Origin of the sequence: Shimia abyssi (assembly GCF_003014475.1) — a bacterium.
Lineage (GTDB): Bacteria > Pseudomonadota > Alphaproteobacteria > Rhodobacterales > Rhodobacteraceae > Shimia > Shimia abyssi.
In genome coordinates, this window is sequence record NZ_PYGJ01000003.1 from 108,384 (window position 1) to 132,158 (window position 23,775).

Consider the following 23,775-nt stretch of genomic DNA (forward strand, 5'->3'; position numbering starts at 1 on the left):
CCGGACGGCTCAGCGAGATGCGTTTCGCTTGACTGTTCGGCCATTGGGCCATGTATCTCGCACTTCGCTTTCCGCTTGGTGTAGATGTGGCTGTAATTCCTCCTGCATGCTTTCGCGGATCGGCCAATTTCTTTCGTTTCTGTGCCAACCATGCTCTCCGACGTAAGACAAGATCCGCTCAGGTTGATTTTTTGGGGTACGACCGACATCCCACCGACAGGCGCGTTCAACTCATACCGGCGTTTTGCTTTTGGGCGGGGGGGATCGCGCGCAATGGCTGGATACTGCTCGAACAGCAAACCATCTCACGCACCTGATGACACTGTCAGTAGTCAGCGACATCGACATGTGTTTGTTCACTCATGGCATGAGTTGCGCTGCAAATCCGCTGCAATTGCTCAGCAAAAAGAGATGCAGCGCGCATCTTCCACATCTCTGTTCTTGTGTAGCCATACGCATTGTGTGACAATGTAGGCCAATGAAATCATTGGGTATTCTGTGCTCGCTGATTGTAGTGAAGAATGAACAGTCGTATGGTGGCGTTGGGTAGAGCGCTTCGTTCACATCGAAGATGTCAGGAGTTCAAATCTCTTATCACCCACCACTCTACCCCTTTGGAATCAAATAATAACTTTGCAAACAAGGGCTTCTGTCCGTTTCATGGTTACAACTCTGGTTGCAAATGGTGTTCTCACGGCAGGCAAGATTCGCCACTTAGTGAATCGCAACGGGCGTTATCACGCGCGACTTGTGGTCCCAAAAGATTTGCGTGAAATCATTGGAAGGTCTGAGCTGCGCACCGCTTTGGGTGGCGACTACCGACAAGCGTTGAAGAAGCTGCCGGGTGAAGTCGCCAGATTGCAAAATCAGATAGCCACTGCGGAGCGATAAGCCGTCACCGGGAAAGCCATGAACACCCCGCCACGCTATCCTTTGTGACCTGATCAGTTGGCCCATAGTCTCACCCTGTCTGATCTGGTCGAAGTCAAGCAAACAGTACATTCTCGCTGTTTCTCTGCTGCTATCTGGCGGTCATGTAGCTCAAGTGTCAAAAAGGCTTAACCCCAGTTTGCCAGTTCGCTCATAGACCAAGCCAATTGCGATAACGGAGAGCACACAATATGGACCCAGGCTGGCACTGAACCATGCATTTGGATCTCGGAAACCAGCAAACAGGGCGAAGTTTGAAGCCAGATTGAATGTCAGATGGATCAAAACTGCTGGCAGGATTGAGCCGCCCGAAATTGTGTAGGCGCCGCCAATGACAATGGAGTAGCAGATCACATGGCCCGCAAAGAGGGAAATTGCGATCTCTGAATGGGGGGACTCGATCATCCAAAGCGGCAAGTGCCAAACGAACCAAATGGCGCCAATCAAAAGGGAAGCCTCTAGCCACCCTATTTCGCGGTTCAGGCGGTCTTGAAAGAAACCTCTCCAACCCAATTCTTCGCCCAACGGCCCGAGTATCAGATTGAAGGCGATCATTGAGACCAAAAGACCTGTCTCGAGGGGTTGGGTCTCTTCTGGGGCAAATGGTCGAAGGATCGCCAACAGCAATATTGGCGCGAGCACGAGAAACCAGGCGGCTGGCGGAACCGTTGAGACTCTTACAACGCGGATGAGAAGGTCCACAAGTTGCCCGTCGCGCAAGCTCAGCACTATGGCTGCCAAAGATGGCCCCCAAACCATTACCAGCCAGACAGGCAGACCCGCTGCGGTTTCCGGGGACCGGGCGGCGGGGAAAAACAAGATGCAGACAAATCCAGTAAGTGAAATCCCGAATGTTAACATGAGAAACGGAAGATGAGTCATTATGAATGCGCCTTCGCCTGAAGCTCTTTGATGATCTGATCAAGGCCCGATGGTGCCTTCAGCAGCGGGCACAGAGCACGAAGTGATGTGGCCGCGAAGCTTGCCGATTCAGACGGCGACCACTCGCCCAAAATCTCGCGTAGGTTGATATGCCCATTAATGATCAGGAAAAGCTCAGCCACGTGATCTGCGTTAACGCCTTCTACAACTGATCCAACGAGACGCGTTGCCAGTGGTTGTCTGAGCAATGCTGTAAAGGCCCTTTCAAGTGCAGAAAGATACTCCAACTTTTCGGCAGTAGATTGGAACGCCGCACGTAAACTTTGACCTTCGTTCAGATGGTTCGAGCCCGCGTATATCAATGCAGAGATAGGTGAGTCGCCATCTGCCAATACTGGGACAAGCGCCGAAACCTCCTGCATCACAAGCGCATCAAGCACCGCCCGTTTGTTCGAAAAGTGATGGTAAAGTCCGCCGCGCGATATCCCGCATGCTAAGCGGATTTCCTCCATCTCAGACTCAGCAAACCCGCGCGTTGTGAACAACAGTTGCGCGTGATTTAGGATGTCCAATCGCCGTTCGGATTTTGATAGTCGCGTTCGCATAGAACACCACTACCAACACGTGTCGGTAAGTGCAAACACGAAATTGAGACGCGAGGAGAACGCCGAAGTTATCCGCCAGATCGACAGGATTACTGGCCCCCATAGAGCCATAGAGGCGCAAAAGAGGTCGATCACAAACGATCGAAAAACCCTGAAAGGAATGACAAAAAAGCGCAAAGATCGGAGCCCAAATCGATGAGAAATCAGTCGAGCATGAGGACCGTCAAATGTCCTTTTTCGGAGCGAAGAAACGTAGCCCCAATGCGCGGGATGAGCGATCTCGGGGAAAGGAAATAGTATGGCGATCTCAGATGAGAACAAGCATATCGAATGAAGCTTGGATCCGTCGTTTCTGGACTTCTTGATCAGCTCGCAGCCCCCCCGGAGCTCTTGATAGTATGGTTCAGGGACACATCAATGATCGTGAAAAATATGCCTAATACGAGCTGGGCAAGGCAGACGCGGCATCCTTGCCTTCAACTATCGACGCTCACTCGGATTCAAGCCAGAATGGAAAAGAGCGGAATGCTGCCCCTTAACAAAATGCCGATCCCCAACGTGGGATAGAAAGATGGAAATCCTTCACTTCGAAAAAGCGTGTCGCTTTCGTTCGCACAGTCATGCAAAGCAATGGCTCTGGCGTCGATTGGCTGTCGAATTTGATCGGGCGCTCTGAACCCCTGCTGGCTATGACGCGGTTCAACACTCGGCCAAAATCTTGCCGCCAAAACCGGCCAGCACAATGACACTCGGAAAAACTGCTGCGTGGATCAGAGCCACGCCGAATCAGCATCATGCAATTGGGCGAAATCAGGTCAAACCCAAAACACTAGGCCGTATTGCTAATGTTTGGTTCAAACCACTATGACGCAGGTTTTCAAACGGATGGCGAACGCATTAATTGGGGTGTGGATGACGTACGTAAGTTGGTCCGCATTGAGGGCAGTTACACGGTTGCAAATTGGCCTTTAAATTATTGATTTTATTGCTTTATGGAAGGGCTCAAACATCTCATTACCCAACAGAGTTTTCCAAGTGCGTCCCATTTTGGGCGTGCTCTTTGTTGGGGTGGCCGGTTGTTGGGGTGGCCGGGGCGCGGTCGGGATTAGACCTGACCTGTTGAGAACTTGTGGGGCGATATACCAAAGCGTTCGCGGAAGCGTTTGGAGAAGTTACCCGCGCTTTCATAACCGCAGGCTACGGCCACATCGATGACGGGCATATCGGTTTCTGCCAACAGGATTCGCGCGCGGTAAAGGCGCAGATCCTGAAGAAAACGGCGCGGTGTGGTGTTGAGATGAGTGCGAAACAAACGCTCGATCTGGCGGCGGGACACGCCGAGCGTATCGGTAAGCTCGTCCAGATCGATGTCTTCTTCGAGGTTGGTTTCAAAGTGGTGAATGATACTGAGCAGTTTTTCGTTGCGTGTGCCCAGCGTGGCGGAGGTGGAGCTTTGCTGGCGTTCTGTTTCAGACCGCTGCACAGAGTGTAGGCACATATTGAGAATCGCGCGGGCCAGTTCACCACCGTGCCGTTCAAATATCAGCTTGATGAACAGATCAGTTGCCGCAGACCCGCCTCCGCAGGTCATGATCCGCTCATCAATGGCGTAAAGCTGCTCGACCGGGGTGAGATCAGGGAAATGCTGGCGGAAGGGGGGGATGTTCTCCCAATGGAGTGTGAACGTTCGCCCAGACAGAATTCCGGCGCGGGCGAGGGTATATGCGCCTGTGCACAGCCCGCCAACGGTGCGCCCGGTGCGCCATTGCAGGCGAATCCAATCGGCCGTTTTTTGACCCGAGTTCAGTTCGGGTTCGACACCTGAGCAAACAAATATTCGGGCGTTAGGAGGTGTCTCTCCCAGTGGGCTGTCGATGCCGATTTCAATCCCGTTCGAACAGCGCACATTGGCACCGGTTTCGGAGACGGTTGTCCAGCTATAGAGAGTTTGCCCGGTAAGCTGATTTGCCATGCGCAGAGGTTCGATCGCAGAGGTGAACGCCAGCATGGATAGATTGTGTTGTAGGGCAAAAACAATTGGTTCAACCGAATCGACACTGGGAATCGGCACGTGGGCGACGCCTTTGGGGACGATAGGAATTACCATGATGCACGCGTATCCATTGTGGAACTAAGGGCAAAAGAATAGCGAATGAAAAAACCTGCGCAAGCGGTGCAAAAAGCTATTGCACGCCCTGCGGCAAGACGCTATTTGCTGCCCCAACGGGTCGTTAGCTCAGTTGGTAGAGCGCTTCGTTTACACCGAAGATGTCGGGAGTTCGAGCCTCTCACGACCCACCATTTCCCCCGTTAAACGAGATAGCATGTCACGTATAATCTTGTACGCGTTCGACCTTGCAACACAGGCGTATCTATCAATGTGCTTGCCGTTATTAGCGCAAAAAGAAATGGCGACGCAAAGCGCCGCCATTGCAGAATTCTCGGTTGATCCGGTGGATCAGGAAGCAGGTGCGCAGGCGACCGAACCAGTTTCGGTGGTGACCAGTGCGTACCCAACATCGCAGCTTGCGTTGCCGGCTTTGTCAAAGTTCGGCTGCAGGTAAATTGGCGCAGGCTCTTCCTGTTGCGCGCACGCAGCAAGAGTTACACCAGCGATGCACAGAGCAGCATAGATTGGTTTCATGACAGCAAATCCTCGTTCGAAAAAATTGTTTTGCCATCACATTTGATCACACTTTTTTGCATATGCAAAGAGGGGTGTTCCCTACGTCATCCCGGAAGTGGAAAATTGCGAAATTTTCTTTGATCTGTCGGCTTATATCCGCTTGACGTGCCTGATAGCTCGGCATAAACCACGGCTCACGCTGACGGACGTTGTTCGACAGCAGGCAGCGGGCGGTTGTAGCTCAGTTGGTTAGAGTACCGGCCTGTCACGCCGGGGGTCGCGGGTTCGAGCCCCGTCAACCGCGCCATAGCTGCCAATCCCCGGTCCGGGGACCGCAAGGAAACGGATCACGCCGAAAGGCACCAGAAAGAGATGTCGAAAGACATGATGCGCGGTTGTAGCTCAGTTGGTTAGAGTACCGGCCTGTCACGCCGGGGGTCGCGGGTTCGAGCCCCGTCAACCGCGCCACTTTCTCCTCACTTGATCTTTGAAGCAGGCGAAAAAGTGGCGTTTTGGGGCGCTGGTTTTGGGCCGACTGTCTTTGGATTGTCACCCTGGGGTCAATTTTAGGGCCGTTTTTACACATATGCCGGACTTTGGATCGCAGTGATTCCGTTGTTTGGGGCCTAGTATGCCGACGCCGTATTTGTCCGAGCTGAAATATCTGGGTGGGGCCAATCTGGACTTCATCGAGATTGCTGTGGATGCGGGAACGGATGTGTCTGACATCGTTGTGACGGTGTATCGCGCCAATGGCACTGTGCGATCCACAAACGCGTTATTGACGTTAACGTCGACAAACGCGGGACGAGACATCTACGTCATCAATACCGCTACGTCGCCCACGTTCAACGGTTTGTCCAAGTCGGGCGGTGTTTCTCTGAGTGAGAATGGGACTGTGTTTCAGTTTGTGTCGTTTGACGATGCGGCACCGATTGTCGCGACGGCGGGACCCGCGGATGGAATCACGTCTGATCAGATCGGTATGGCGGGCGCGGGAGAATCGCTGGAGACGCTGGATGGCGGCGCCAGTTATCAGGTGCAAACGGACCCAAGCGAAGGAACGATACCCTGTTTTCTTGGCGGCACCTTGATCGAGACAGAAGATGGACCGGTTCCGGTTGAGCGGCTACGCGCAGGGGGGCGGGTGCGTGATGCGTTTGGGGGGTTTTTGCGTGTGCGACAGGTTTTGTCCCGTCAGGTCACGCTGGCGAGCGCAATTTGCAACCCGCGCTTGCGACCGGTTCGGATTGCGGCTGGCGCGCTGGGGCCGGGAGTGCCGGAACGGGATCTATTTGTGTCGCGCCAGCATCGGGTGTTGGTTCAGTCCAAGATTGCAGAGCGCATGTTTGACGCGCCACATGTGTTGATTGCTGCGCATCGGTTTCTCGAGGCAGACGACGTGGATCTGGCGCCTGTGACGCGGGAGTTTCGATATTACCATTTGTTGCTTGAGCGTCATGGTGTGGTGATTGCGGACGGTGCGCCCTGCGAGAGCTTTCTGATTGCGCCCGGGTCGATGGGGGCGATTTCGCGGGATGCTCGTGCAAAGGTGATGAAGGAATTTCCGAAAGCTCGGCACGCGGGGTATTGCGCGAAGAGTGCCGCGATGGTGCCTGACGCGCGGCGGCAAAAGCGGCTGGTCCAGCGGCATTTGAAAAACCGGAAAGCTTTTGTGAATGGCGAGCTGGTGCAGCGGCGGCAGATTGAATGCACGGCGTGATGTCACGGTAATACATAGGTTTGCGGTTCTAGCCGGGTTTCCCTGTTTAAATCGAACACTGTTTTAATCGGATTAAGCCGCGTTTGTTCACGAGTTGAATTTTGGTGCTGGTTTATGGATTTTAACGCAGTCATTCGGCTTTTGGATGGTGCTGTTGAAAGTGTTCGGAAAACCTTGGGACGGTGTTGATGATTTCGTAGGTCCCGTTTGTTGCGTTCGCCCTAATCGCCGAGAATTTGTTTTCGGGTCAGTTTCTACCAGGTACAGGCGTTGCCGCCATTCAAAGAGAGCTGGATTCACGTGCGGGCAACGCTGGTTTATCTGCTTAAGCCCCTTTGGGCGACCTTCCTGAAATTGTTGGTGATCCTGTTGCTTGCGCTCATTCTGCTGATTGCCCTCGGCGACGCGCGATGTGGCGCTGTCGTGCGGTCGACCGGGTTATTCATAACGTTGTGTCTGTTGGTGAGCAGTATTCCGGGGCTTAGGCTGGCAGGAACGCTTTGAGCGCGTCGCTTGTTTCCTTTGGAAACTGATCTATGAAGAAGTGGCCGCCAGGCATGGGTTTGGCGGTCATGTTGGCAAGGCGGGGCGCCCAGGTGGCAGGCACGTCGTACATTTTGCCCATTGCGCCGTCTGCTCCCCAAAGGACCAGCGAAGGGCACGTGATCTGTGTGTGCAGATCGGCGGCGTCCAGTGCAAAATCAAGGTCAATCGTGGCACGATAATCGTCGCACATGGCACGTGTGGTTTCCGGCAATCGCCATGCCGTTTGGTAGGCGGCGAGCTGTGTCGGGTCAAAATCCTGCGCCGTGGCATGGCCCCAACCAGTCAGGCAACTGAGGTAGTACGCATCGGCATCTGACAGGATCATGCGTTCGGGGGCTGGTTCAGGCTGGGCCAGAAAGAACCAGTGATAATAGGCGTGCGCGACATCCTTGCGCAGTTCGTTGAGCAGGTGATGGGTGGGAACGATGTCCATCAGAGTGAGGCTGAGCACGCGGTGGGGGGCATCAAGGGCCACCCGGTGCGCGGTGCGAGCGCCCCGATCATGGCCGACAAGGTGAAAGCGCTCAAAACCCAGATGCGCCATGAGCGCCAGTTGGTCCGCGCCAATCTCGCGGAATGTATAGTTTTCAATGCCGCGTGGTTTTGAGCTGTCGCCATAGCCACGCAGATCGGCAAGGACCAGTGAGAATTGTCCCTTGAGAATATCTGCAACATGTTTCCAGAGCGCGTGGGTCTGTGGATACCCATGTAACATAAGCACAGGGGGACCATCGCCCAAGATGCGGTAAGCGATAATCTGGCCGTTGACTTCGGCAAATGCGACGTCTGATTGGTCGAACATGGGCTCTCTGATAGGCGTGGTATGCAGGGACAATCGCCCCTGCAGGTTGATTATGATTAACGCGTCAATGCGTCCAGAATGCGCGCCCAGCTTCGCGTGCCTTTGTGAAAGCTTTCGACATCGTATTTTTCGTTGGGCGAGTGAATCTGGTCGTCGTCGCGGCCAAAGCCGATCAGCATGGCGTCAACACCAAGGATATCCTTGAAGTAGCCCGCAATAGGGATCGACCCACCGCAGCCGACATAGGCAGCAGGGCGCGGCCATTCGTTGGTCAGCGCTTTGCGCGCCTTTTCAAAGGCTGGATCGTCGATCGACATCTGCGAGGCGGGTGCGCCCTTTTCGGTGCGATATTCGACGCTGAACCCGTCTGGCAGGTTCTCTTCGAGGTAAGTGCGGAAAGCTTCGCGGATCTTGTCGGGGTCTTGTTGACCGACGAGGCGGAAGGAGACCTTGGCCGAGGCCTGACTGGGCAGGACGGTTTTAAAGCCGTCGCCGGTATAGCCGCCCCAGATGCCGTTTACATCACAGGTCGGGCGCGACCAGATTTGTTCGAGCGGGGTGCGATCCTGTTCACCAGCGGCGCCGGTCAGGCCGACATCACCGAGGAATTTGCCGTGGTCAAAGCCCAGCCCCTGCCATTGGGCGCGCACGTCGTCGGGCAATTCGGGGACGTCATCATAGAAACCGGGCAGGGTGACTGCGCCGGTATCGTCGTGCAGACCCGCGAGGATTTTGTTCAGAACCCGGATCGGGTTCATCGCGATGCCACCATACATGCCCGAGTGCAGATCGCGGTCGGGACCGGTGATGGTGAAATCTTCGCCCAAGAGACCACGCAGCATTGTGGTAATGGCGGGCACCGCGCTTTCAAAGAGGCCGGTGTCACAGATCAGGGCGATGTCGGTGGTCAGTTCTTCGGTATTTTCTTGCATGAAGGGCACGAGGGAGGGGGAGCCGGATTCTTCTTCACCTTCGAAAAAGAAGGTGATCTTGCAGGGCAAGACGCCATATTCGGCTTTCCACGCGCGGCAAGCTTCGACAAAGGTCATCAGCTGGCCCTTGTCATCTGAGGAGCCGCGCCCGCGGATTACCTGACCCGCGGCCGTGTCTTCCAGTGCGGGATCAAACGGGTCGCGATCCCAGAGATCAAGCGGGTCAACGGGTTGCACATCATAGTGCCCGTAAAACAGCAGATGCGGGCCACTGGCCTCGGCGGGGCCGTCAATGTGGCCAACAACCATCGGATGGCCCGGCGTCTGGCGTTTTTCTGCGGTCACGCCAAGGCTTTGCAGATCGGCCACCAGCCAATCGGCGGCTGTCTGGCAATGATCTGCAAAGGCGGGGTCGGTCGAGATCGAAGGGATTCGCAGCAGGTCGAGCAGGCGGTTGATGGCCTGAGGCATATCCTGGTCAATACGGGCGAGTACGGAATCAAGCGACATTGTGTCTCCTTTGAAGGGTTTACGAAAGCCTATCACCCCGTAAAATGGTGTCCAGAGTACGTAAATGTGTGCGTCAAATTGATTGATATGTGTCAATGTGATGACCCGAGACAATTTGGTATCTGTTCAAGTCAAGATGCATGCGATAGTGAATTTCGAGTGCGAACATGTCTCCAGGGACACTCCGTGCCAGAACAGCGGCGCGGTAGGGAATAACAAGGAAGCGAATACGTGGATTACACGGCCAAACTGGATGTTGCCCTGAACCGTCTTCATGAAGAGGGACGTTACCGCACGTTTATTGATATTGAGCGTGAAAAGGGCAATTTCCCGCACGCGATGTGGACCCGTCCGGATGGGTCAAGGACGCCTGTGACAGTTTGGTGTGGCAACGACTACCTTGGCATGGGCCAGCACCCTGTTGTTCTGAACGCAATGCATGAGGCGCTGGACGCCACGGGTGCGGGCTCTGGCGGGACACGCAATATTTCGGGCACAACCGTGTACCACAAACGTCTTGAGGCCGAGCTGGCCGATTTGCATGGCAAAGAAGCCGCATTGCTGTTCACCAGCGCCTATATCGCGAATGACGCAACACTAAGCACGCTGCCCAAGCTGTTTCCCGGACTCATTATCTATTCGGACGCGCTCAACCACGCGTCAATGATTGAGGGTGTGCGCCGCAACGGCGGTGCCAAGAGGATTTTCCGCCATAACGATGTGGCGCATCTGCGCGAATTGCTGGAGGCTGATGATCCGGCCGCGCCCAAGCTAATCGCGTTTGAATCTGTCTATTCGATGGACGGCGATATTGGCCCCATTGAAGCGATTTGTGATCTGGCCGACGAATTTGGCGCGCTGACCTATATTGACGAAGTACACGCGGTGGGCATGTACGGCCCGCGCGGCGGCGGTGTGACGGAACGTGATGGACTTGCGCATCGTATCGACATTATCAATGGCACGCTGGCCAAGGCGTTTGGCGTGATGGGCGGCTATATCGCCGCGTCCGAGAAAATGTGTGACGCGGTGCGTTCTTATGCGCCAGGGTTCATCTTTACCACGTCATTGCCGCCCGCCGTGGCGGCAGGGGCTGCGGCCTCGGTTGCGCATCTTAAGACTGATCAGTCACTGCGCGACCGCCAACAGGAACAGGCCAAAGTTCTCAAGCTGCGGTTAAAGGGCATGGGCCTGCCGATCATCGATCACGGCACCCATATCGTGCCGGTGATAGTTGGCAATCCTGTGCATACCAAGGTGCTGAGCGACATGCTGTTGGATGACCACGGTATTTACGTACAGCCGATCAATTTCCCAACTGTTCCACGCGGTACAGAGCGTCTGCGCTTTACCCCATCGCCTGTGCATGGGCCGGGCGAAATGGACAAGCTTGTCTGCGCAATGGATGTGCTTTGGAGCCATTGTGCGCTGAATCGTGCCGAATTAGCAGGCTAAACACGCCCCAGGCTGTAAGAATCGTTGCGATATGGTATCTTGCCACTAACAAAGGGACCGATCCGAATCGTGGGCCCAACATGTAGGGCACGATAGCGGGTTGGCAGAGCGATGGGGCGTTAGGCATGATTGGGCGCAAGACACAGCGCGAATCTGAAGTGGTTGAAGTCGAACCCAAGGGGTTTGACGATTTCGAATTGCGTCTTGGGGACACGATGCGAGGCGAGCGGGCCACTCTTGGTAAATCGCTTTTGGACGTGCAACGCGAACTGCGAATACGCGCGTCTTATATCTCTGCCATAGAAAATTCCGATCCGACTGCCTTTGAAACGCCTGGCTTTATTGCAGGGTATGTTCGATCCTATGCGCGCTATCTGGGAATGGATCCGGAAGAGGCATATGACCTGTTTTGCGAAGAGAGTGGCTTTGTCACCGCGCATGGCATGTCTGCCGAGGCGTCGACCATTCGCAAGTCTGAGCCGGTAGCGCCGGTTATGGGGCAGGACCCGTTTGCCTCGCCCAATATGCCGTTCACCCCGGTACACGAATCCATCCTGTCGCGGATCGAACCGCGCGCAATCGGCTCATCTCTGGTATTGGTCGCACTGATCGCAGCGATTGGCTATGGCGGGTGGAGTGTTTTGAACGAAATTCAACGCGTGACGTTGGCGCCGGTCGAGCAAAAGCCCGTTGTGCTGTCGGATCTTGATCCGGTCGCTGCTGCGACACAGGTAAGTGATGTCGAGGCGCCGGCGGATGGGGTGACACGTTCGGCTGGCGTATTTACGCCGCCACAGGACAGTCTTGATCGTCTTTACCGTCCTCAGGCGCTGGATGTTCCCGTGCTTGTGTCGCGTGATGCGCCAATCTCGCAATTGGACCCGGACAGTGTGGGTGTTTTCACGCCCGATGCGCCTTTGTTGATCGCTGCGCAATCCACGCCGGATGCGCCCATAGCCGCTCAGCCCAAAGTGGTTGAAGATGACGCGCCGGAGTTGGTTCTGATGGCGGTGCGTCCGGCTTGGGTGCGTGTACGTGCGGCGGATGGCTCGGTTCTGTTCGAAAAGATTTTGGATGCAGGCGAAGAATACGTTCTGCCCGCAACTGAGGCACCGCCGACACTGCGTGCGGGGATGTCGGGTTCACTGTATTTCAAGCTGAATGGTGAATTGTTTGGACCGGCGGGCACCGGCACCAACACGATCCGCGATCTGGCGCTGGACAATGAAGCGCTTAAGGAAAACTATGCGGTGGCCAACATGGACACCGATCCTGAATTGGCCCGTATCGTGGCTCTGGCCGCGGCCGCGGACGTGGTTGTGACGGAAGAGTAAGCACCTTTCCTCTCGAATACAGCTCTGGCGCATTGCTCCTGTCACATCGATTGCTTAGATAAGCGCTGAACCATTTGGTAGGGGGCGCGCAGCATGTCCATCAATCACATCCGACCCTGGCGCAATATTGAGCGTCGCAAGTCCCGTCAGATCATGGTGGGTAATGTCCCCGTGGGCGGGGATGCTCCGATTGCAGTACAGACCATGACCAATACCGACAGTGGCGATGTCAAGGCAACGCTGGGACAGGTGCTGGCAGCGGCAGAGGCTGGTGCGGATATAGTGCGTATCTCGGTGCCTGATCAGGCGGCCACAGCCGCACTGCGCGAGATCACACGCGAAAGCCCGGTGCCCATCGTGACGGATATTCATTTCCACTACAAACGCGCAATAGAGGCGGCCGAGGCGGGCGCGGCTTGCCTGCGGATCAATCCGGGCAACATTGGTGATCAAAAGCGCGTGCAAGAGGTGATCAAGGCGGCGCGCGATCATGGCTGTTCGATCCGGATTGGCGTGAATGCCGGCAGTCTTGAGAAACACTTGTTGGAAAAATACGGCGAGCCATGTCCGGATGCGATGGTCGAAAGTGGGCTTGAGCATATCAAGATCCTGCAGGACAATGATTTTCACGACTTCAAGATCAGCGTGAAAGCGTCAGATGTGTTTATGTCTGCCGCCGCTTATCAGATGTTGGCAGATGCGACCGATGCGCCCATTCACCTCGGGATCACCGAGGCGGGGGGCTTTGTCAGTGGCACGATCAAATCGGCCATTGGTCTGGGGCAACTGCTGTGGATGGGCATTGGCGACACGCTGCGCGTTTCGCTGAGTGCGGACCCGGTTGAAGAAGTCAAAGTTGGCTTTGAGATCCTCAAATCATTGGGCCTGCGTCATCGTGGCGTGAATATCATCAGCTGCCCGAGCTGCGCACGTCAGGGGTTTGATGTGATTAAGACGGTGGAAACACTCGAAGAACGGCTGGCCCATATTCACACCCCCATGAGCCTCTCGATTATTGGCTGCGTGGTCAATGGCCCGGGTGAGGCGCTGATGACGGATGTCGGGTTTACCGGCGGCGGTGCAGGAGCCGGTATGGTTTATCTGGCCGGCAAACAAAGCCACAAACTCAGCAATGAGGCGATGGTGGATCACATTGTCGAACAGGTCGAGAAAAAAGCCGCAGACATCGAAGCCCAGATGGAAGCCGAGAAAGCCGCCGCCGAGATCGCGGCGTCCTGAGGGCCTGCTCCTCAAGCCCTTGCGGGCTTTCTTCGCAGTTTCTCAATGTTCCTAAATACCCTGGGGAGTCGCCGCGCGCGGCGACGGGGCCGCGCCCCTTCAGGCTCAGCTTTGCTGAGCCACGCCCAACGCTTTGAGGCGCAGCTTGCTGCGCTTCAAAGGGGCGGGAGCATCTCCTGCCATTACAGACCGACGCCGGTGCCCTGCAGTACGCCGTGCTCCATGGCATAGCGGGTCAGACCAGCGGTAGAAGATATGCCCAATTTGCGTTTGATGTTCTTGCGGTGGGTTTCCACCGTGCGCACAGAGATATTGAGCTCCAGCGCCACTTCCTTGTTTGATTTACCCTGCGCCAGTTGCAACAAGACGGTCTGTTCGCGCCCTGTCAATTGTTCGCGGGCGCTACCTTCGGGTGGTTCCAGTGATCCTTGTGCGCCGGTGCACAAATAGCGCTGGCCGCGCATCACAGCGTCGATCGCGGTTTTGATCTCGTCGGTTTGCACATCTTTGAGGATATACCCCATCGCGCCATGGCTGAGGGCGGTGGAAATGTATTCGGGGCTGTCGTGCATCGACAGCACGAGGATTCGAAGGTCAGGATCACGCTCCAGCAGCATTTCGGTTGCCGTCAGCCCGCCGATATCGGGCATGTTCAGATCCATCAGGATCACGTCAGGCTTCAAGTCGGGCAGTCTGTCGATGGCTTCGCGCCCGTTGGTGAGGGTGCCGACAACTTCGATGTCGTCAAAGCTCTCCAGCACGGATTGAATGCCCTCGGCGACCATTGGATGGTCGTCGACGATGGCGACTTTCACGGATTCGCTCATGCACTTGCCTTTCTGGGTTTTTCGGGGCTTCCCTCTTGCGGGGGCAGCATATGGGTCAGGGGGACTTCGGCCACAATCACGGTGCCACTGCGGCTGGAAATAATGCGCATATGCCCATCGAGCTGCTCGACACGTTCCTGCATGTTGCGCAAACCGAGACCGCTGCGCGCTGTGCCGCTTTGGTCCATGGGGATGCCTTGGCCATTGTCTGAAATGCGCAAGGTGGCGCCGCGTTTATGGCCGCGCACGTCGATTGAGACTTCGGTGGCGTTCGCGTGGCGCTCGATATTGGTCAGCGCCTCTTGAGCGATGCGATAGAGGGCGATTTTCGCGTTTTGATCCAGTCGATTTCGAAACACAACTGTTTGAAAATCTGTAATAATTCCGGTTCGGGCGGCAAAATCATCGGCGAGGGCCTTGATAGCTGGACCCAGACCAAGATCGTCCAACACACCGGGGCGCAGGTCGCGGCTGATGCGGCGGACTTCCTGAATGGCGCCGGACAGGTGATCGATGCCTTTGTCCAGCATTTCAGGCGCGCGGTCGTCCTCGTTCTGGAACCGGCGTCGCGCAGTGTCGAGCGCGTATCGCACACCAACCAAAAGCTGGCTGATGCCGTCATGCAATTCGCGCGCGACACGCCCGCGTTCTTCCTCTTGGGCGTCGAATACACGCTGAGTAAGGGCTTTGAGCTTGGCGTCGGCCAGCCGACGCTCGCGCACGGTAATCACCATACCTGAGAGGAACACCAGCAACAGTGCGGTAACGGTGATACCAAGAATATAGAGCGAAGTCCGCTGTACGCGCGCCTCGACTTCGGCGCGGGCCATGGCAACGGTGTCCAGCACGTCATCAATAAAAATCCCGGTACCCACAACCCAGCGCCAATCCTGCAAGCCAATCGAATAGGTCACCATACGCGCCGTTTCGCGGGTGCTGGGTTTGGTCCAATCAAAACTGTGATAGCCACCGCCGGATTTTGCGACATCGATCAGTGTGTCGGTGATGGGGGTTTCGTTCAGATCGGTCAGGCCACGCCAGTTTTTTCCAATTAGGTAAGTCTGCCGCGGGCTGACGAGGTTGTTACCGTCATAGTCGAACACAAAGAAATAGCCGTCCTGACCATAGAGCATCGAGGACAGGAGTTGTGTCACTTCCAGCTTGGCAGCCTCATCATCAGGTGACGCGCGGCCATAGATGTTTACAAAGGCAGTTCGAGCGATCGAAAGGTAGTTTTTCAGCTCGGCCTTTTTCGCCTCGATCAGTTGATTTTCGAGCGCGCGGATTTCGCGCTCTGCCAATTGCCGCGACTGGCTTGCCACCAAAACGGAAATTGCGGCCACAGCCAGAATCAAAGGAACCGTGGCGAGCAGGAACAGTTTTTGCCCATATGACAGGCGCATCTGCGAGAAAAAGGAGCGCATAGATGATTCGTTACGTCGGATTGCGTTCGAATCATAGGGAAACTTGGCGGAAACGGGTGGAAAAACCGGCGTTCTACGCACTTCTACGGATCAAATTGGTTAGTTTATTTAAGTGGTTTGGGGGTATCTACGCAGTTGTAGGTATTCCATGAAATCGGTGAGGCGGCTACGGTTCGGGCACTTAAACGATCCGTCCGGGGGAAAATACCCCCTCGGGCTGAACAATTCTGGGAGGAATACCTTACATGGATCGTCGTTCATTTTTGAAAACTACCGCGCTGGGTGGCTCGGCCGCTGCAGCGACCACACTGGCCGCACCGGCTTATGCGCAGGGCAAACGTACCCTGACCATGGTGACGTCGTGGGGCCGTGGCCTTGCTGGTGTTTTTGACGCAGCGCAAAAGACTGCGGATAACATCACAGCCATCACCGACGGTCAGCTGACCATCGACGTGAAAGCCGCAGGCGAGCTTGTTGGCGCGTTTGAAGTCTTTGACGCGGTGACTGCTGGTCAGGCCGACATGTATCACGCGGCTGACTATTACTTTGTGAACCAGCATCCTGGTTTTGCGTTCTTTACCGGCGTTCCGTTTGGCATGACGGCGACCGAGTTGAACAACTGGTATTACCATGGCAACGGCATGGCGCTGCATGACGAACTGGGTGAAATCTTTGGTCTGAAGTCCTTCCTGGCGGGTAACACCGGTACGCAGGCGGGTGGTTGGTTCCGCAAGGAAATCACTGGCCCCGAAGATTTCAACGGCCTGAAGTTCCGTATGCCCGGTCTGGGCGGCAAAGTGCTGGGCAATATGGGTGCATCAGTTCAGAACCTTCCGGGTTCGGAAGTGTATCAGGCGCTGGCATCTGGTGCGATTGACGGCACCGAGTGGATCGGCCCTTGGGCAGATGAAAAGGCTGGTTTCCAGGAAATCACCAAGTTCTACTACACCGCCGGTATGCACGAGCCTGCCGCGGGTCTGTCTGCTGCCATGAACCGCGAAGTGTTCGACAGCCTGACACCATCACAGCAGGCTGCGGTTGAAATCGCTTCTGGTCACGCAAACGTCTGGAACCTGAGCCAGTATCTGATGAACAACGGTGCGGCGCTCGAGCGTCTTAAGGCCGGTGGCGTTAAGGTTCTGGAATTCCCTGACTCGGTCTGGGATGCAATGTACGAAGCTTCGGGTGCTGTATACGCCGAGTTCATGGGCGATGACATCTTCAAGAAGATCTACGACGATTATCAGGCGTCGATGACCGCATCGTCCGGTTGGCTGACACAGTCCATTGGTGCGTACCGCGCACAGCGCGACCGTGTTCTGGGCTAAATCATAGCTGATTAGAGTACAGCGGGGCCCCCCGACGGACGTTCGGGGGGCCCTTTGCAAAAGCGGTACCGTGAGTGGTCGTTTTTGCGGATAAAAAAGGGGATTTGGGGCAATGCTTGACGCTCTTGCCTGGCTCTTTTCCAACATCGGACAAGCCTTTATCAATGCAGGGTATGCGATCACGCATCCCGGGCTATGGCTGAGTTGGATCGGGGGCCTTGAGACGACCGAGGACAAACAGGCGCTGATGCGGTTTGTCTATTATGGCGGGTCGGTAGAATTTTTCTTTGTGATCTTCACGGGGTTCCTGATTGTCACGGCCGTGGGCCTGTGGCGTAACAGTTTTATGTGGGGCTGTGTTCGGGTGCTGGAAGGGTTTGCCAACACGGTGGGCCGCTTTTTCGCGTGGGCCGGGCTGTTGATGGTGCTACAGCAAATCGTGATCGTCTTTATGCAGCGGATCTTTACCGTTGCCGAGATATCGCTGATCTGGAACGTGGATTTTCTGACCAAAGATGTGAGTTGGTGGGCGGAAGAGCTAAAGCTTTATAACGCCATGATAGTGTGTCTGTGCGCGACCTATACATTCGTTCAGGGCGGGCATGTGCGGGTCGATCTGGTCTATTCGACCATCAGCCACCGGGCCAAACGTGTCATCGACATGTTTGGATCGCTGGTTTTCATGATGCCGGCGGCAGTGCTGACATGGATGTATGGCTGGTATTTCATGTGGCGCCATCTGGTCACGCCGAAAGTGTCGGCGTCCGACAAGGTCGAGCTGCTGATGAAAAAGGCTCGCATTCTGAAATGGAACGTGGAGACCATCGGGTTCTCGCCAAACGGGTTTAACGGGTATTTCCTGTTCAAACTTCTGCTGGTGGCTTTTGCAGCCATGGTTTTCCTTCAGGCTATCGCATTCTTTTACCGCTCGTTCCTTGAGTGGAAAGAAGGCCCGGACAGTGTCGGCAAGTATCTTGACCGCGACAGTCTGGGCGAGGGCGAAGAAGCCTACGAAGGCACGCACTAAGGTAAGGGACAGAAACAATGTTATTTGGACTTGATGGGGTCGAAATCGGCCTGATTATCGTCTTTCTCTGTCTCTTCGGAGGCATTCTGTCAGGCTTTCCAGTGGCGTTTGCCATTGGCGGGGCGGGGGTGATTTCATTCGGGATCATCGCGGCACTGGACAGCGCTGGCATTCTTATTCACCAAGCGATCGATACCAGTTCAGCGATGTATGCGGACCTGATTTCGCAAGGGATTAAGTCAGACACGATTTCGGTATTCCGGTATCCTGATTTGCCCAGGATCGAGGAAGCCGTGTTCCCCGGTGGCTGGGAACAGGCGATGGATCGCAATCTGTCGTTCATTGTGAACCGTATGAACGAACGTGTATTGGCCGGTCAGTCGATTGAAACGCTGTTGGCAGTTGTGATGTTTGTTCTGATGGGCATCACGCTGGAACGTTCAAAGATTGCAAACGACCTGTTGACCACGATGGCGCGTGTCTTTGGACCGTTGCCAGGTGGTTTGGCGGTGTCGGTTGTGGTTGTGGGTGCGTTTCTGGCGGCATCGACCGGGATTGTGGGCGCAACTGTTGTGACCATGGGGCTGCTGAGCCTGCCGACGATGTTGCGCAATGGGTATTCGCCACAGTTGGCGACCGGCGTGATTGCCGCGTCGGGCACGTTGGGGCAGATCATTCCTCCCTCTATCGTGATCGTTCTGTTGGGCACACTGGCCGGAGATCTTTATTCTGCTGCACAGGAGACCCGTGCACAGGTGGCCGGGTGTTCGGATGCGCTGACCTATTTGGGTGAGCCTGCGGTTGTTTCCGTGGGAACGTTGTTCCAGGCGGCACTGTTGCCGGGGATTATGCTGGCCATTCTTTATGGGCTTTATGCCTTTGGCTATGCGTTGGTGAACCCGTCCAAAGCGCCGGCGGTAGAGCTTGGCGCGTCGAATGGCGAGCCGATCACTAAAGGTGAGGCGCTGACATGGTTTGCGGTTGTGCCTGCGGGTCTGATCGCGGGTGTGATCCTGCTGGGACAGGTTGGTGTCATTGGCAATCAGGCCATTGTTGTCGACAGTTTCTCGGACGCGGGTAAAACCGCGAGCTTGCGTACCAAGGTCAGTGAGGAGTGTCAGGCCTCGATGATCGATTTGCACGGTGAAGAGGCGTGGTCAGTCGCGCTCTCTGAGCAGGCCGAGATCGATGCTGCTGGTGGTGTGAGCGAAGCGCGCGAGCTGACGCCTGAAGAGCGGCAGGCGGCGTTTGCCCAGAAAGTGGCGGATGCGGCACCAATCGGGTCGGGTATCGCGGCGGGCTTCCTGTTGTTGTCGCTGATTTTGACAACGGCGCGTGGCGTTTCGCCAAGCGCAAACACGACTCCGTTGTTGATCGGTGGGGCCGGCGTGCTTTTGGCGATATTGGTCGACATCGTGTTGATCACGCCGACTACAACGCCGGGTTGGACCGTGGTCCTGATCGCGGTGCCGTTGCTCATGACCTTGTATGGGTGTCGCTATGCGGCGGGCCTGCTTGGGAAAAACGAGCTATTGCGCGTGGTGTTCCCACCGCTGGTGCTGATCATCGCCGTTCTGGGATCCATCCTTGGCGGGATCACCAACCCGACGCCCGCAGCGGCGCTGGGGGCGGGTGGTGCCATTATGCTGGCGGCTTATCGCAAGTTGCAGGATCAGGAGAAATCTGGCGCGATCATTATCTGGTCAACCTTTGCGATTATCGTGATGATCCTTGTGGGCATCAACTTTGATCTGCGGGTAAACCAGCAGGAGGTTGCGGTAGAGAACTGGATCGCCTTTGCGGTTGCCAAGGGAACCTATCTGTTTGCAATGTTTGGCATTCTCTATGGATGCTGGGTGTTGTTTCGCGGCAAGGTTCTGTCTCCTATTGTGCGCGAAACCGCCAAGGTGACGTCGATGGTGTTTACCATCCTGATTGGGTCGCAATTGCTCAATCTGGTGGTGATTTCGTTTGGTGGAGAGCATTACATCCAAGGGTTCCTGAAGTCGTTTGATAACGAATTCACGGTGTTCCTGATTGTGATGCTGGTGCTGTTTGTCCTGGGCTTTGTGCTCGACTTTCTGGAGATCATTTACATTGTGATCCCTATTGTTGGGCCGGTCATTTACGGCGGTACGTTTGATCCCAAATGGGTGACGATCATGATCGCGGTGAACTTGCAGACATCGTTCCTGACGCCGCCATTTGGGTTTGCGTTGTTCTACCTGCGCGGTGTTGCACCAAAGGAAGTGACAACAGGTCATATCTATCAGGGGGTCATACCGTTTGTGTTGATCCAGGTTGTAGGTTTGGGGCTGTTGTGGACCTTCCCGCAGGTGGTAACGATCTTGCCAGCGTTGATTGGACACTAATTCTTTGGTGTCTGACCCCTTGAGCGAGGGGAGAGACGGGGGCCTGTTTGGGCCCCCGTTTTTTTTGTGTGGTGTTGGTGGGCGTGCTCATTGGCCCGTACGGGCCGCTTCGCAGCTGGGCCAGTGCTCAGTTGAGCTGGAGGAGATCCCAGCGGTTGCCAAACGGGTCCTGCCAGACGGCTACAGAGCCGTAAGGTTCATGGCGAGGGAGTTCTTCGAACATCACGCCTTTGGCGCGCATGGCGTTGTAATCACGTTCAAAACTATCAGTGTGCAGGAATAGCCCCACACGACCGCCAAACTGATTGCCAACTGCGTTGATCTGGGTCTCTCCATCCGCGCGGGCCAATAGGATATTGGTTTGTGCATCAATGTCCGGCGCGATCAGTACCCAGCGTTTGCCATCCTCAAGCGGTATATCTGCGCGCAACTCAAAGCCAAGCGTGTCCACATAAAAGGCAAGCGCGGCGTCATAATCGGGCACCACAATCGAGAAGGCGTGAAGATGACGCGTCATGCCGCGTTATTTCGGTGCGCGCATATCCGGCAGGGAGATATTGGCAACCTGCTCGGCGATTGGGTCCGTAGACAGCGGATGCAACTCTGCGTCGAAATCGGATTGTTTTTTCATAGTTTGCCAATGACCCCCGGCAAACACCTCAAGCCCGGCAAAGCTTGCCTTGTAACCCATTTTGGGGCTGCCGGGCACCCAATAGCCAAGATAGACATATGGCAGGCCAGCCTCTCGGGCGATGGCGATGTGATCCAGGATCAGGAAAGTGCCAAGGCTGTTGCGGGTCAGGTCCGGTTCAAAGAAGGAGTAGACCATCGACAGCCCATCGTGAAGCATGTCTGTGAGGCTGACGGCGGTCAGGTCCTGAGTTTCGCCATTGGTGTATTCGACAACGCGGCTGCGGATCGGGGTTTCTTCGATCATGGCGGCGAATTCGAACACATCCATATCGGCCATTCCGCCATCCGCGTGGCGGGTATCAAGGTAGCGGCGGAACAGGTCAAACTGATCCTCTGTCGCCCAAGGCGAGGTGGCGCGGCGTTGCAGGTGAGCATTGCGGCGCAGCACACGTTTTTGGCTTTTGCTGGGTTCAAACCGGGATACGTCAATCCGTGCGGACAAGCAGGCTTTGCAATCCGTGCAGGACGGGCGATAGAGTACGTTCTGAGACCGGCGAAACCCCTGATGAGACAGCGCGTCATTCAGCGCCGTCGCATTGTCGCCCTGTAGCGCGGTGAACAGTTTTCTCTCCATCCGGCCCTCAAGATAGGGGCAGGGTTGGGGGGCCGTCACATAAAACTGGGGTGCAATGGGCAGGGTGTGGCGCATGGAATCCGGTAACTTGTTCGATCTACACGATAACAACAGGATTTTTGTGCGCCAACCCCCAGAAGTGCGGCAAATGCATTTCCGGGGGCGGTGTTTGGCTGTTCTTTGCCCGCAACGCGATGCTTAGCTGCGCGCACTGCGGTTGATTGCAACGGTACCCAGCACATGGTCTGTTAAGCCCTGCCCACGAGACGACACGAGCATCAAGATGATCGAAAGCAATTGCAGCGGGGCGACAGCGACCGAAACATAAAAGCCAATTGTGTGCAAAAGCGCGGTTGCAAAGTCAAACCGCTCGCCAGTGGGACGGCGCATTTCGATCGACATCAGGCGCATACCCCATGTGGACGACCCGTTCGCCAAGGTGGCGACGCGGTAAATGAACCCGACAACGGCCATGAGCAGAGGAAAAAAGAAAATGCCGGTAAAGGCCGTAAAAGGCAGGACAACCACACAGACCACAGCGATCAGCAGGATGTCGACAAACCATGCGAGCAAACGTTTGGTTGTGACATCGGCGTAAAATTCGGCCTGGGTATCAGGGTCGGGCAGGACAAAGCTGCGAAAGGACATTGGGTCTCTCATAATGGATTGAAACAGATGGGCCGGAGCAGGGAGGAACCGCTCCGGCCGGGGACGAGGAAACCTGGGAGGGATCAGGCGTCTTCAGTGTGTTCCTGGGTCGCTTTTTTGCTGCGTTCGTCCATGAACTCGTCAAATTCAGACTTGTCTTTGGCGGCGCGCAGACGTTCGAGGAATTCCTCAAAGCTTTTCTGTTCGTCTTCAAGACGGCGCAGCGTGTCTTCGCGGTATGCGTCAAAAGCCGAATTGCCCGTGGGTGTCATGACATGCATGTGACGCTTGAACGAACGACTGCGGCAGGCGGTTTTCTTGAACATGTCTTTGCTCCAGCGATTTGTGTAGGTGATGTAAAGCACGAGGGCCAAGCCGACGGGCCAGAAGAAAATGAAGCCAAGGATCATGGCAACAATCCAGGCGCCTTTGCCCTTGCTGTCCATCCAGTTTTCGGCGCGCGAAAACCATCCCATATGGGCAGTGTCGTGGGTTGCGGCGAGAGGTGTCATGTTGGTCTCCGTTTTTTGGCGTTTACTGTTAATGTAAAACTCGTTTACATCACCAAGATTGGCATTTGTCGTGCTTGGCGCAAGGGTAAATGTGAATGTTTTTTACATTATTCCTTTAAGTATTTGTTTTTATTTGGTAATTTTTGCAAAATTATTGAATGAAATCGGCGTTCTGGGCATTGATCAGTCGGCAAAGCACCTGCGGAGGGCTTGGAAATACGTGATTTGGCGTGCCTGCCGCGCACCACACGACATCAAATTCAAGCAGTTTTGGGTCAAAAAACGCGCGAATAGGCGAGAGATGCCCAATCGGGCTTACACCGCCAATGGCAAAGCCAGTCTGGGTGCGCACCAATTCTGCATCAGCCTTCCCTAATGGTTCGCCAGCAATTGCGGAGGCTTTGGTGGTGTCCACTTGATTGCCCCCGGCGGTGAGAAACAGGATCGCCTCGCGACTGGTTTGCCCGGCAAAGATGATTGATTTGGCGATTTGATCCAAAGAACACCCAACAGCATCGGCCGCCATCTGTGCTGTGCGGGCACCATTGGTTTCGCGTATGTCTATTCCAATCTCGGCAGCTTCAAGCGCAGCGCGCACTCGTTTCAGACTTTTGCTCATACTCTAACCCTCTTCCATCAAAAGAACGTCGCACAATTTGGATTGTAAAGCTCTTACCTAGGCCAAAACCGCCATGGTTTCCTTTCGCAAACAATATCCCGGGGTGGGCACAGCTTGCCTGTGGCCAAGGGGCAGAGCCCCTCACTTTAAACAATCCCTGCGCGACG

The 23,775-nt window shown here is 55.5% G+C and carries 22 protein-coding genes and 3 tRNA genes; 13 read left to right on the top strand and 12 right to left on the bottom strand.

The annotated features are described in order from the left end of the window. The first annotated feature begins 660 nt into the window (after nucleotides 1-660). On the top strand, nucleotides 661-891 hold the full coding sequence (locus CLV88_RS23660) for a DUF6538 domain-containing protein (RefSeq protein ID WP_341477147.1): 231 nt from the start codon (nucleotides 661-663) through the stop codon (nucleotides 889-891). A 150-nt stretch (nucleotides 892-1,041) separates the two neighbouring features. On the opposite strand, the gene CLV88_RS07125 is transcribed toward CLV88_RS23660, so the two are convergent. The 3 genes from CLV88_RS07125 to CLV88_RS07140 form a co-directional block, all read right to left on the bottom strand. After that, complete coding sequence (locus CLV88_RS07125; RefSeq protein WP_106607707.1) at nucleotides 1,042-1,812, bottom strand: CPBP family intramembrane glutamic endopeptidase; 771 nt, start codon at nucleotides 1,810-1,812, stop codon at nucleotides 1,042-1,044. Next, nucleotides 1,812-2,417: a TetR/AcrR family transcriptional regulator gene (locus tag CLV88_RS07130; protein ID WP_106607708.1), complete on the bottom strand. Its 606-nt coding sequence runs from the start codon at nucleotides 2,415-2,417 to the stop codon at nucleotides 1,812-1,814. The genes CLV88_RS07125 and CLV88_RS07130 overlap by 1 nt, the downstream gene beginning before the upstream one ends. Nucleotides 2,418-3,522: 1,105 nt before the next feature. Beyond that, a complete protein-coding gene (locus CLV88_RS07140; protein ID WP_106607710.1) occupies nucleotides 3,523-4,524 on the bottom strand; it encodes a GlxA family transcriptional regulator in 1,002 nt (333 codons plus the stop codon). 118 nt (nucleotides 4,525-4,642) lie between these two features. Between CLV88_RS07140 and CLV88_RS07145 the strand changes: the two genes are divergently transcribed. The 6 genes from CLV88_RS07145 (at nucleotide 4,643) to CLV88_RS07170 (ending at nucleotide 7,270) form a co-directional block, all read left to right on the top strand. Beyond that, nucleotides 4,643-4,718, top strand: a tRNA-Val gene (locus CLV88_RS07145). A 23-nt stretch (nucleotides 4,719-4,741) separates the two neighbouring features. Then, a complete protein-coding gene (locus CLV88_RS22990) occupies nucleotides 4,742-4,981 on the top strand; it encodes a hypothetical protein (protein WP_165798829.1) in 240 nt (79 codons plus the stop codon). Between the two features lie 292 nt (nucleotides 4,982-5,273). After that, nucleotides 5,274-5,350: transfer RNA gene (locus tag CLV88_RS07155), tRNA-Asp, on the top strand. Between the two features lie 84 nt (nucleotides 5,351-5,434). Next, a tRNA-Asp gene (locus CLV88_RS07160) sits at nucleotides 5,435-5,511 on the top strand. Nucleotides 5,512-5,674: 163 nt separating this feature from the next. Further along, nucleotides 5,675-6,766, top strand: coding sequence for a Hint domain-containing protein (locus CLV88_RS07165; protein WP_106607712.1), 1,092 nt, complete (start codon nucleotides 5,675-5,677; stop codon nucleotides 6,764-6,766). Between the two features lie 270 nt (nucleotides 6,767-7,036). Beyond that, nucleotides 7,037-7,270 carry a hypothetical protein gene (locus CLV88_RS07170; RefSeq protein ID WP_165798830.1) on the top strand — a complete coding sequence of 78 codons (234 nt, stop codon included), beginning with the start codon at nucleotides 7,037-7,039 and terminating at the stop codon, nucleotides 7,268-7,270. Here the strand turns inward: CLV88_RS07170 and CLV88_RS07175 are convergent. Next, nucleotides 7,248-8,114, bottom strand: coding sequence for an alpha/beta fold hydrolase (locus tag CLV88_RS07175; RefSeq protein WP_106607714.1), 867 nt, complete (start codon nucleotides 8,112-8,114; stop codon nucleotides 7,248-7,250). The two genes, CLV88_RS07170 and CLV88_RS07175, sit on opposite strands and share 23 nt — an antisense overlap. A gap of 56 nt (nucleotides 8,115-8,170) precedes the next feature. Beyond that, nucleotides 8,171-9,556 carry a M20/M25/M40 family metallo-hydrolase gene (locus tag CLV88_RS07180; RefSeq protein ID WP_106607715.1) on the bottom strand — a complete coding sequence of 462 codons (1,386 nt, stop codon included), beginning with the start codon at nucleotides 9,554-9,556 and terminating at the stop codon, nucleotides 8,171-8,173. Between the two features lie 231 nt (nucleotides 9,557-9,787). On the opposite strand from CLV88_RS07180, the gene hemA reads away from it, so the two are divergent. The 3 genes from hemA to ispG all read left to right on the top strand — a co-directional run bounded on the left by hemA (nucleotide 9,788) and on the right by ispG (nucleotide 13,584). Beyond that, entirely contained in the window at nucleotides 9,788-11,011 is a 1,224-nt protein-coding gene (gene hemA / locus CLV88_RS07185; protein ID WP_106607716.1) for a 5-aminolevulinate synthase, read from the top strand. Nucleotides 11,012-11,136: 125 nt separating this feature from the next. Next, complete coding sequence (locus CLV88_RS07190) at nucleotides 11,137-12,345, top strand: helix-turn-helix domain-containing protein (protein ID WP_106607717.1); 1,209 nt, start codon at nucleotides 11,137-11,139, stop codon at nucleotides 12,343-12,345. A 93-nt stretch (nucleotides 12,346-12,438) separates the two neighbouring features. Next, nucleotides 12,439-13,584 (top strand): flavodoxin-dependent (E)-4-hydroxy-3-methylbut-2-enyl-diphosphate synthase, encoded by a 1,146-nt coding sequence (gene ispG, locus CLV88_RS07195; protein WP_106607718.1) that lies wholly within the window; start codon nucleotides 12,439-12,441, stop codon nucleotides 13,582-13,584. Between the two features lie 182 nt (nucleotides 13,585-13,766). Here the strand turns inward: ispG and CLV88_RS07200 are convergent, their stop codons facing one another. Both CLV88_RS07200 and CLV88_RS07205 read right to left on the bottom strand, forming a co-directional pair. Further along, entirely contained in the window at nucleotides 13,767-14,411 is a 645-nt protein-coding gene (locus tag CLV88_RS07200; protein ID WP_106607719.1) for a response regulator transcription factor, read from the bottom strand. Then, the gene (locus CLV88_RS07205) at nucleotides 14,408-15,835 is read right to left on the bottom strand and encodes a cache domain-containing protein (RefSeq protein WP_106607720.1); all 1,428 of its coding nucleotides are present in this window, start codon (nucleotides 15,833-15,835) and stop codon (nucleotides 14,408-14,410) included. The genes CLV88_RS07200 and CLV88_RS07205 overlap by 4 nt, the downstream gene beginning before the upstream one ends. A gap of 245 nt (nucleotides 15,836-16,080) precedes the next feature. Here CLV88_RS07205 and CLV88_RS07210 point away from each other — a divergent pair, with 245 nt between their 5' ends. From CLV88_RS07210 to CLV88_RS07220, 3 genes are all read left to right on the top strand, one after another. Further along, complete coding sequence (locus CLV88_RS07210) at nucleotides 16,081-17,163, top strand: TRAP transporter substrate-binding protein (protein WP_106607721.1); 1,083 nt, start codon at nucleotides 16,081-16,083, stop codon at nucleotides 17,161-17,163. A gap of 112 nt (nucleotides 17,164-17,275) precedes the next feature. Continuing rightward, nucleotides 17,276-18,190: a TRAP transporter small permease subunit gene (locus CLV88_RS07215; protein WP_106607722.1), complete on the top strand. Its 915-nt coding sequence runs from the start codon at nucleotides 17,276-17,278 to the stop codon at nucleotides 18,188-18,190. Nucleotides 18,191-18,207: 17 nt separating this feature from the next. After that, on the top strand, nucleotides 18,208-20,562 hold the full coding sequence (locus CLV88_RS07220; RefSeq protein WP_106607723.1) for a TRAP transporter large permease: 2,355 nt from the start codon (nucleotides 18,208-18,210) through the stop codon (nucleotides 20,560-20,562). Nucleotides 20,563-20,689: 127 nt separating this feature from the next. Here the strand turns inward: CLV88_RS07220 and CLV88_RS07225 are convergent, their stop codons facing one another. From CLV88_RS07225 to CLV88_RS07245, 5 genes are all read right to left on the bottom strand, one after another. Next, nucleotides 20,690-21,079 (bottom strand): VOC family protein, encoded by a 390-nt coding sequence (locus CLV88_RS07225; RefSeq protein WP_106607724.1) that lies wholly within the window; start codon nucleotides 21,077-21,079, stop codon nucleotides 20,690-20,692. Between the two features lie 6 nt (nucleotides 21,080-21,085). After that, nucleotides 21,086-21,904, bottom strand: a complete 819-nt coding sequence (locus CLV88_RS07230) for an arginyltransferase (RefSeq protein WP_106607725.1) — start codon at nucleotides 21,902-21,904, stop codon at nucleotides 21,086-21,088. Between the two features lie 123 nt (nucleotides 21,905-22,027). After that, entirely contained in the window at nucleotides 22,028-22,477 is a 450-nt protein-coding gene (locus tag CLV88_RS07235; protein WP_106607726.1) for an RDD family protein, read from the bottom strand. Nucleotides 22,478-22,560: 83 nt separating this feature from the next. Continuing rightward, the gene (locus CLV88_RS07240) at nucleotides 22,561-22,989 is read right to left on the bottom strand and encodes a DUF2852 domain-containing protein (RefSeq protein WP_106607727.1); all 429 of its coding nucleotides are present in this window, start codon (nucleotides 22,987-22,989) and stop codon (nucleotides 22,561-22,563) included. A 151-nt stretch (nucleotides 22,990-23,140) separates the two neighbouring features. Then, nucleotides 23,141-23,608 (bottom strand): YbaK/EbsC family protein, encoded by a 468-nt coding sequence (locus CLV88_RS07245; protein ID WP_106607728.1) that lies wholly within the window; start codon nucleotides 23,606-23,608, stop codon nucleotides 23,141-23,143. Nucleotides 23,609-23,775: the final 167 nt, after the last annotated feature.

Coding starts and splice junctions, on each gene's coding strand:
- CLV88_RS23660 (WP_341477147.1), top strand. CDS start 661: ATGGTTACAACTCTGGTTGCAAATGGTGTTCTCACGGCAGGCAAGATT.
- CLV88_RS07125 (WP_106607707.1), bottom strand. CDS start 1,812: ATGACTCATCTTCCGTTTCTCATGTTAACATTCGGGATTTCACTTACT.
- CLV88_RS07130 (WP_106607708.1), bottom strand. CDS start 2,417: ATGCGAACGCGACTATCAAAATCCGAACGGCGATTGGACATCCTAAAT.
- CLV88_RS07140 (WP_106607710.1), bottom strand. CDS start 4,524: ATGGTAATTCCTATCGTCCCCAAAGGCGTCGCCCACGTGCCGATTCCC.
- CLV88_RS22990 (WP_165798829.1), top strand. CDS start 4,742: ATGTCACGTATAATCTTGTACGCGTTCGACCTTGCAACACAGGCGTAT.
- CLV88_RS07165 (WP_106607712.1), top strand. CDS start 5,675: ATGCCGACGCCGTATTTGTCCGAGCTGAAATATCTGGGTGGGGCCAAT.
- CLV88_RS07175 (WP_106607714.1), bottom strand. CDS start 8,114: ATGTTCGACCAATCAGACGTCGCATTTGCCGAAGTCAACGGCCAGATT.
- CLV88_RS07180 (WP_106607715.1), bottom strand. CDS start 9,556: ATGTCGCTTGATTCCGTACTCGCCCGTATTGACCAGGATATGCCTCAG.
- CLV88_RS07190 (WP_106607717.1), top strand. CDS start 11,137: ATGATTGGGCGCAAGACACAGCGCGAATCTGAAGTGGTTGAAGTCGAA.
- ispG (WP_106607718.1), top strand. CDS start 12,439: ATGTCCATCAATCACATCCGACCCTGGCGCAATATTGAGCGTCGCAAG.
- CLV88_RS07200 (WP_106607719.1), bottom strand. CDS start 14,411: ATGAGCGAATCCGTGAAAGTCGCCATCGTCGACGACCATCCAATGGTC.
- CLV88_RS07205 (WP_106607720.1), bottom strand. CDS start 15,835: ATGCGCTCCTTTTTCTCGCAGATGCGCCTGTCATATGGGCAAAAACTG.
- CLV88_RS07210 (WP_106607721.1), top strand. CDS start 16,081: ATGGATCGTCGTTCATTTTTGAAAACTACCGCGCTGGGTGGCTCGGCC.
- CLV88_RS07215 (WP_106607722.1), top strand. CDS start 17,276: ATGCTTGACGCTCTTGCCTGGCTCTTTTCCAACATCGGACAAGCCTTT.
- CLV88_RS07220 (WP_106607723.1), top strand. CDS start 18,208: ATGTTATTTGGACTTGATGGGGTCGAAATCGGCCTGATTATCGTCTTT.
- CLV88_RS07225 (WP_106607724.1), bottom strand. CDS start 21,079: ATGACGCGTCATCTTCACGCCTTCTCGATTGTGGTGCCCGATTATGAC.
- CLV88_RS07230 (WP_106607725.1), bottom strand. CDS start 21,904: ATGCGCCACACCCTGCCCATTGCACCCCAGTTTTATGTGACGGCCCCC.
- CLV88_RS07235 (WP_106607726.1), bottom strand. CDS start 22,477: ATGTCCTTTCGCAGCTTTGTCCTGCCCGACCCTGATACCCAGGCCGAA.
- CLV88_RS07240 (WP_106607727.1), bottom strand. CDS start 22,989: ATGACACCTCTCGCCGCAACCCACGACACTGCCCATATGGGATGGTTT.
- CLV88_RS07245 (WP_106607728.1), bottom strand. CDS start 23,608: ATGAGCAAAAGTCTGAAACGAGTGCGCGCTGCGCTTGAAGCTGCCGAG.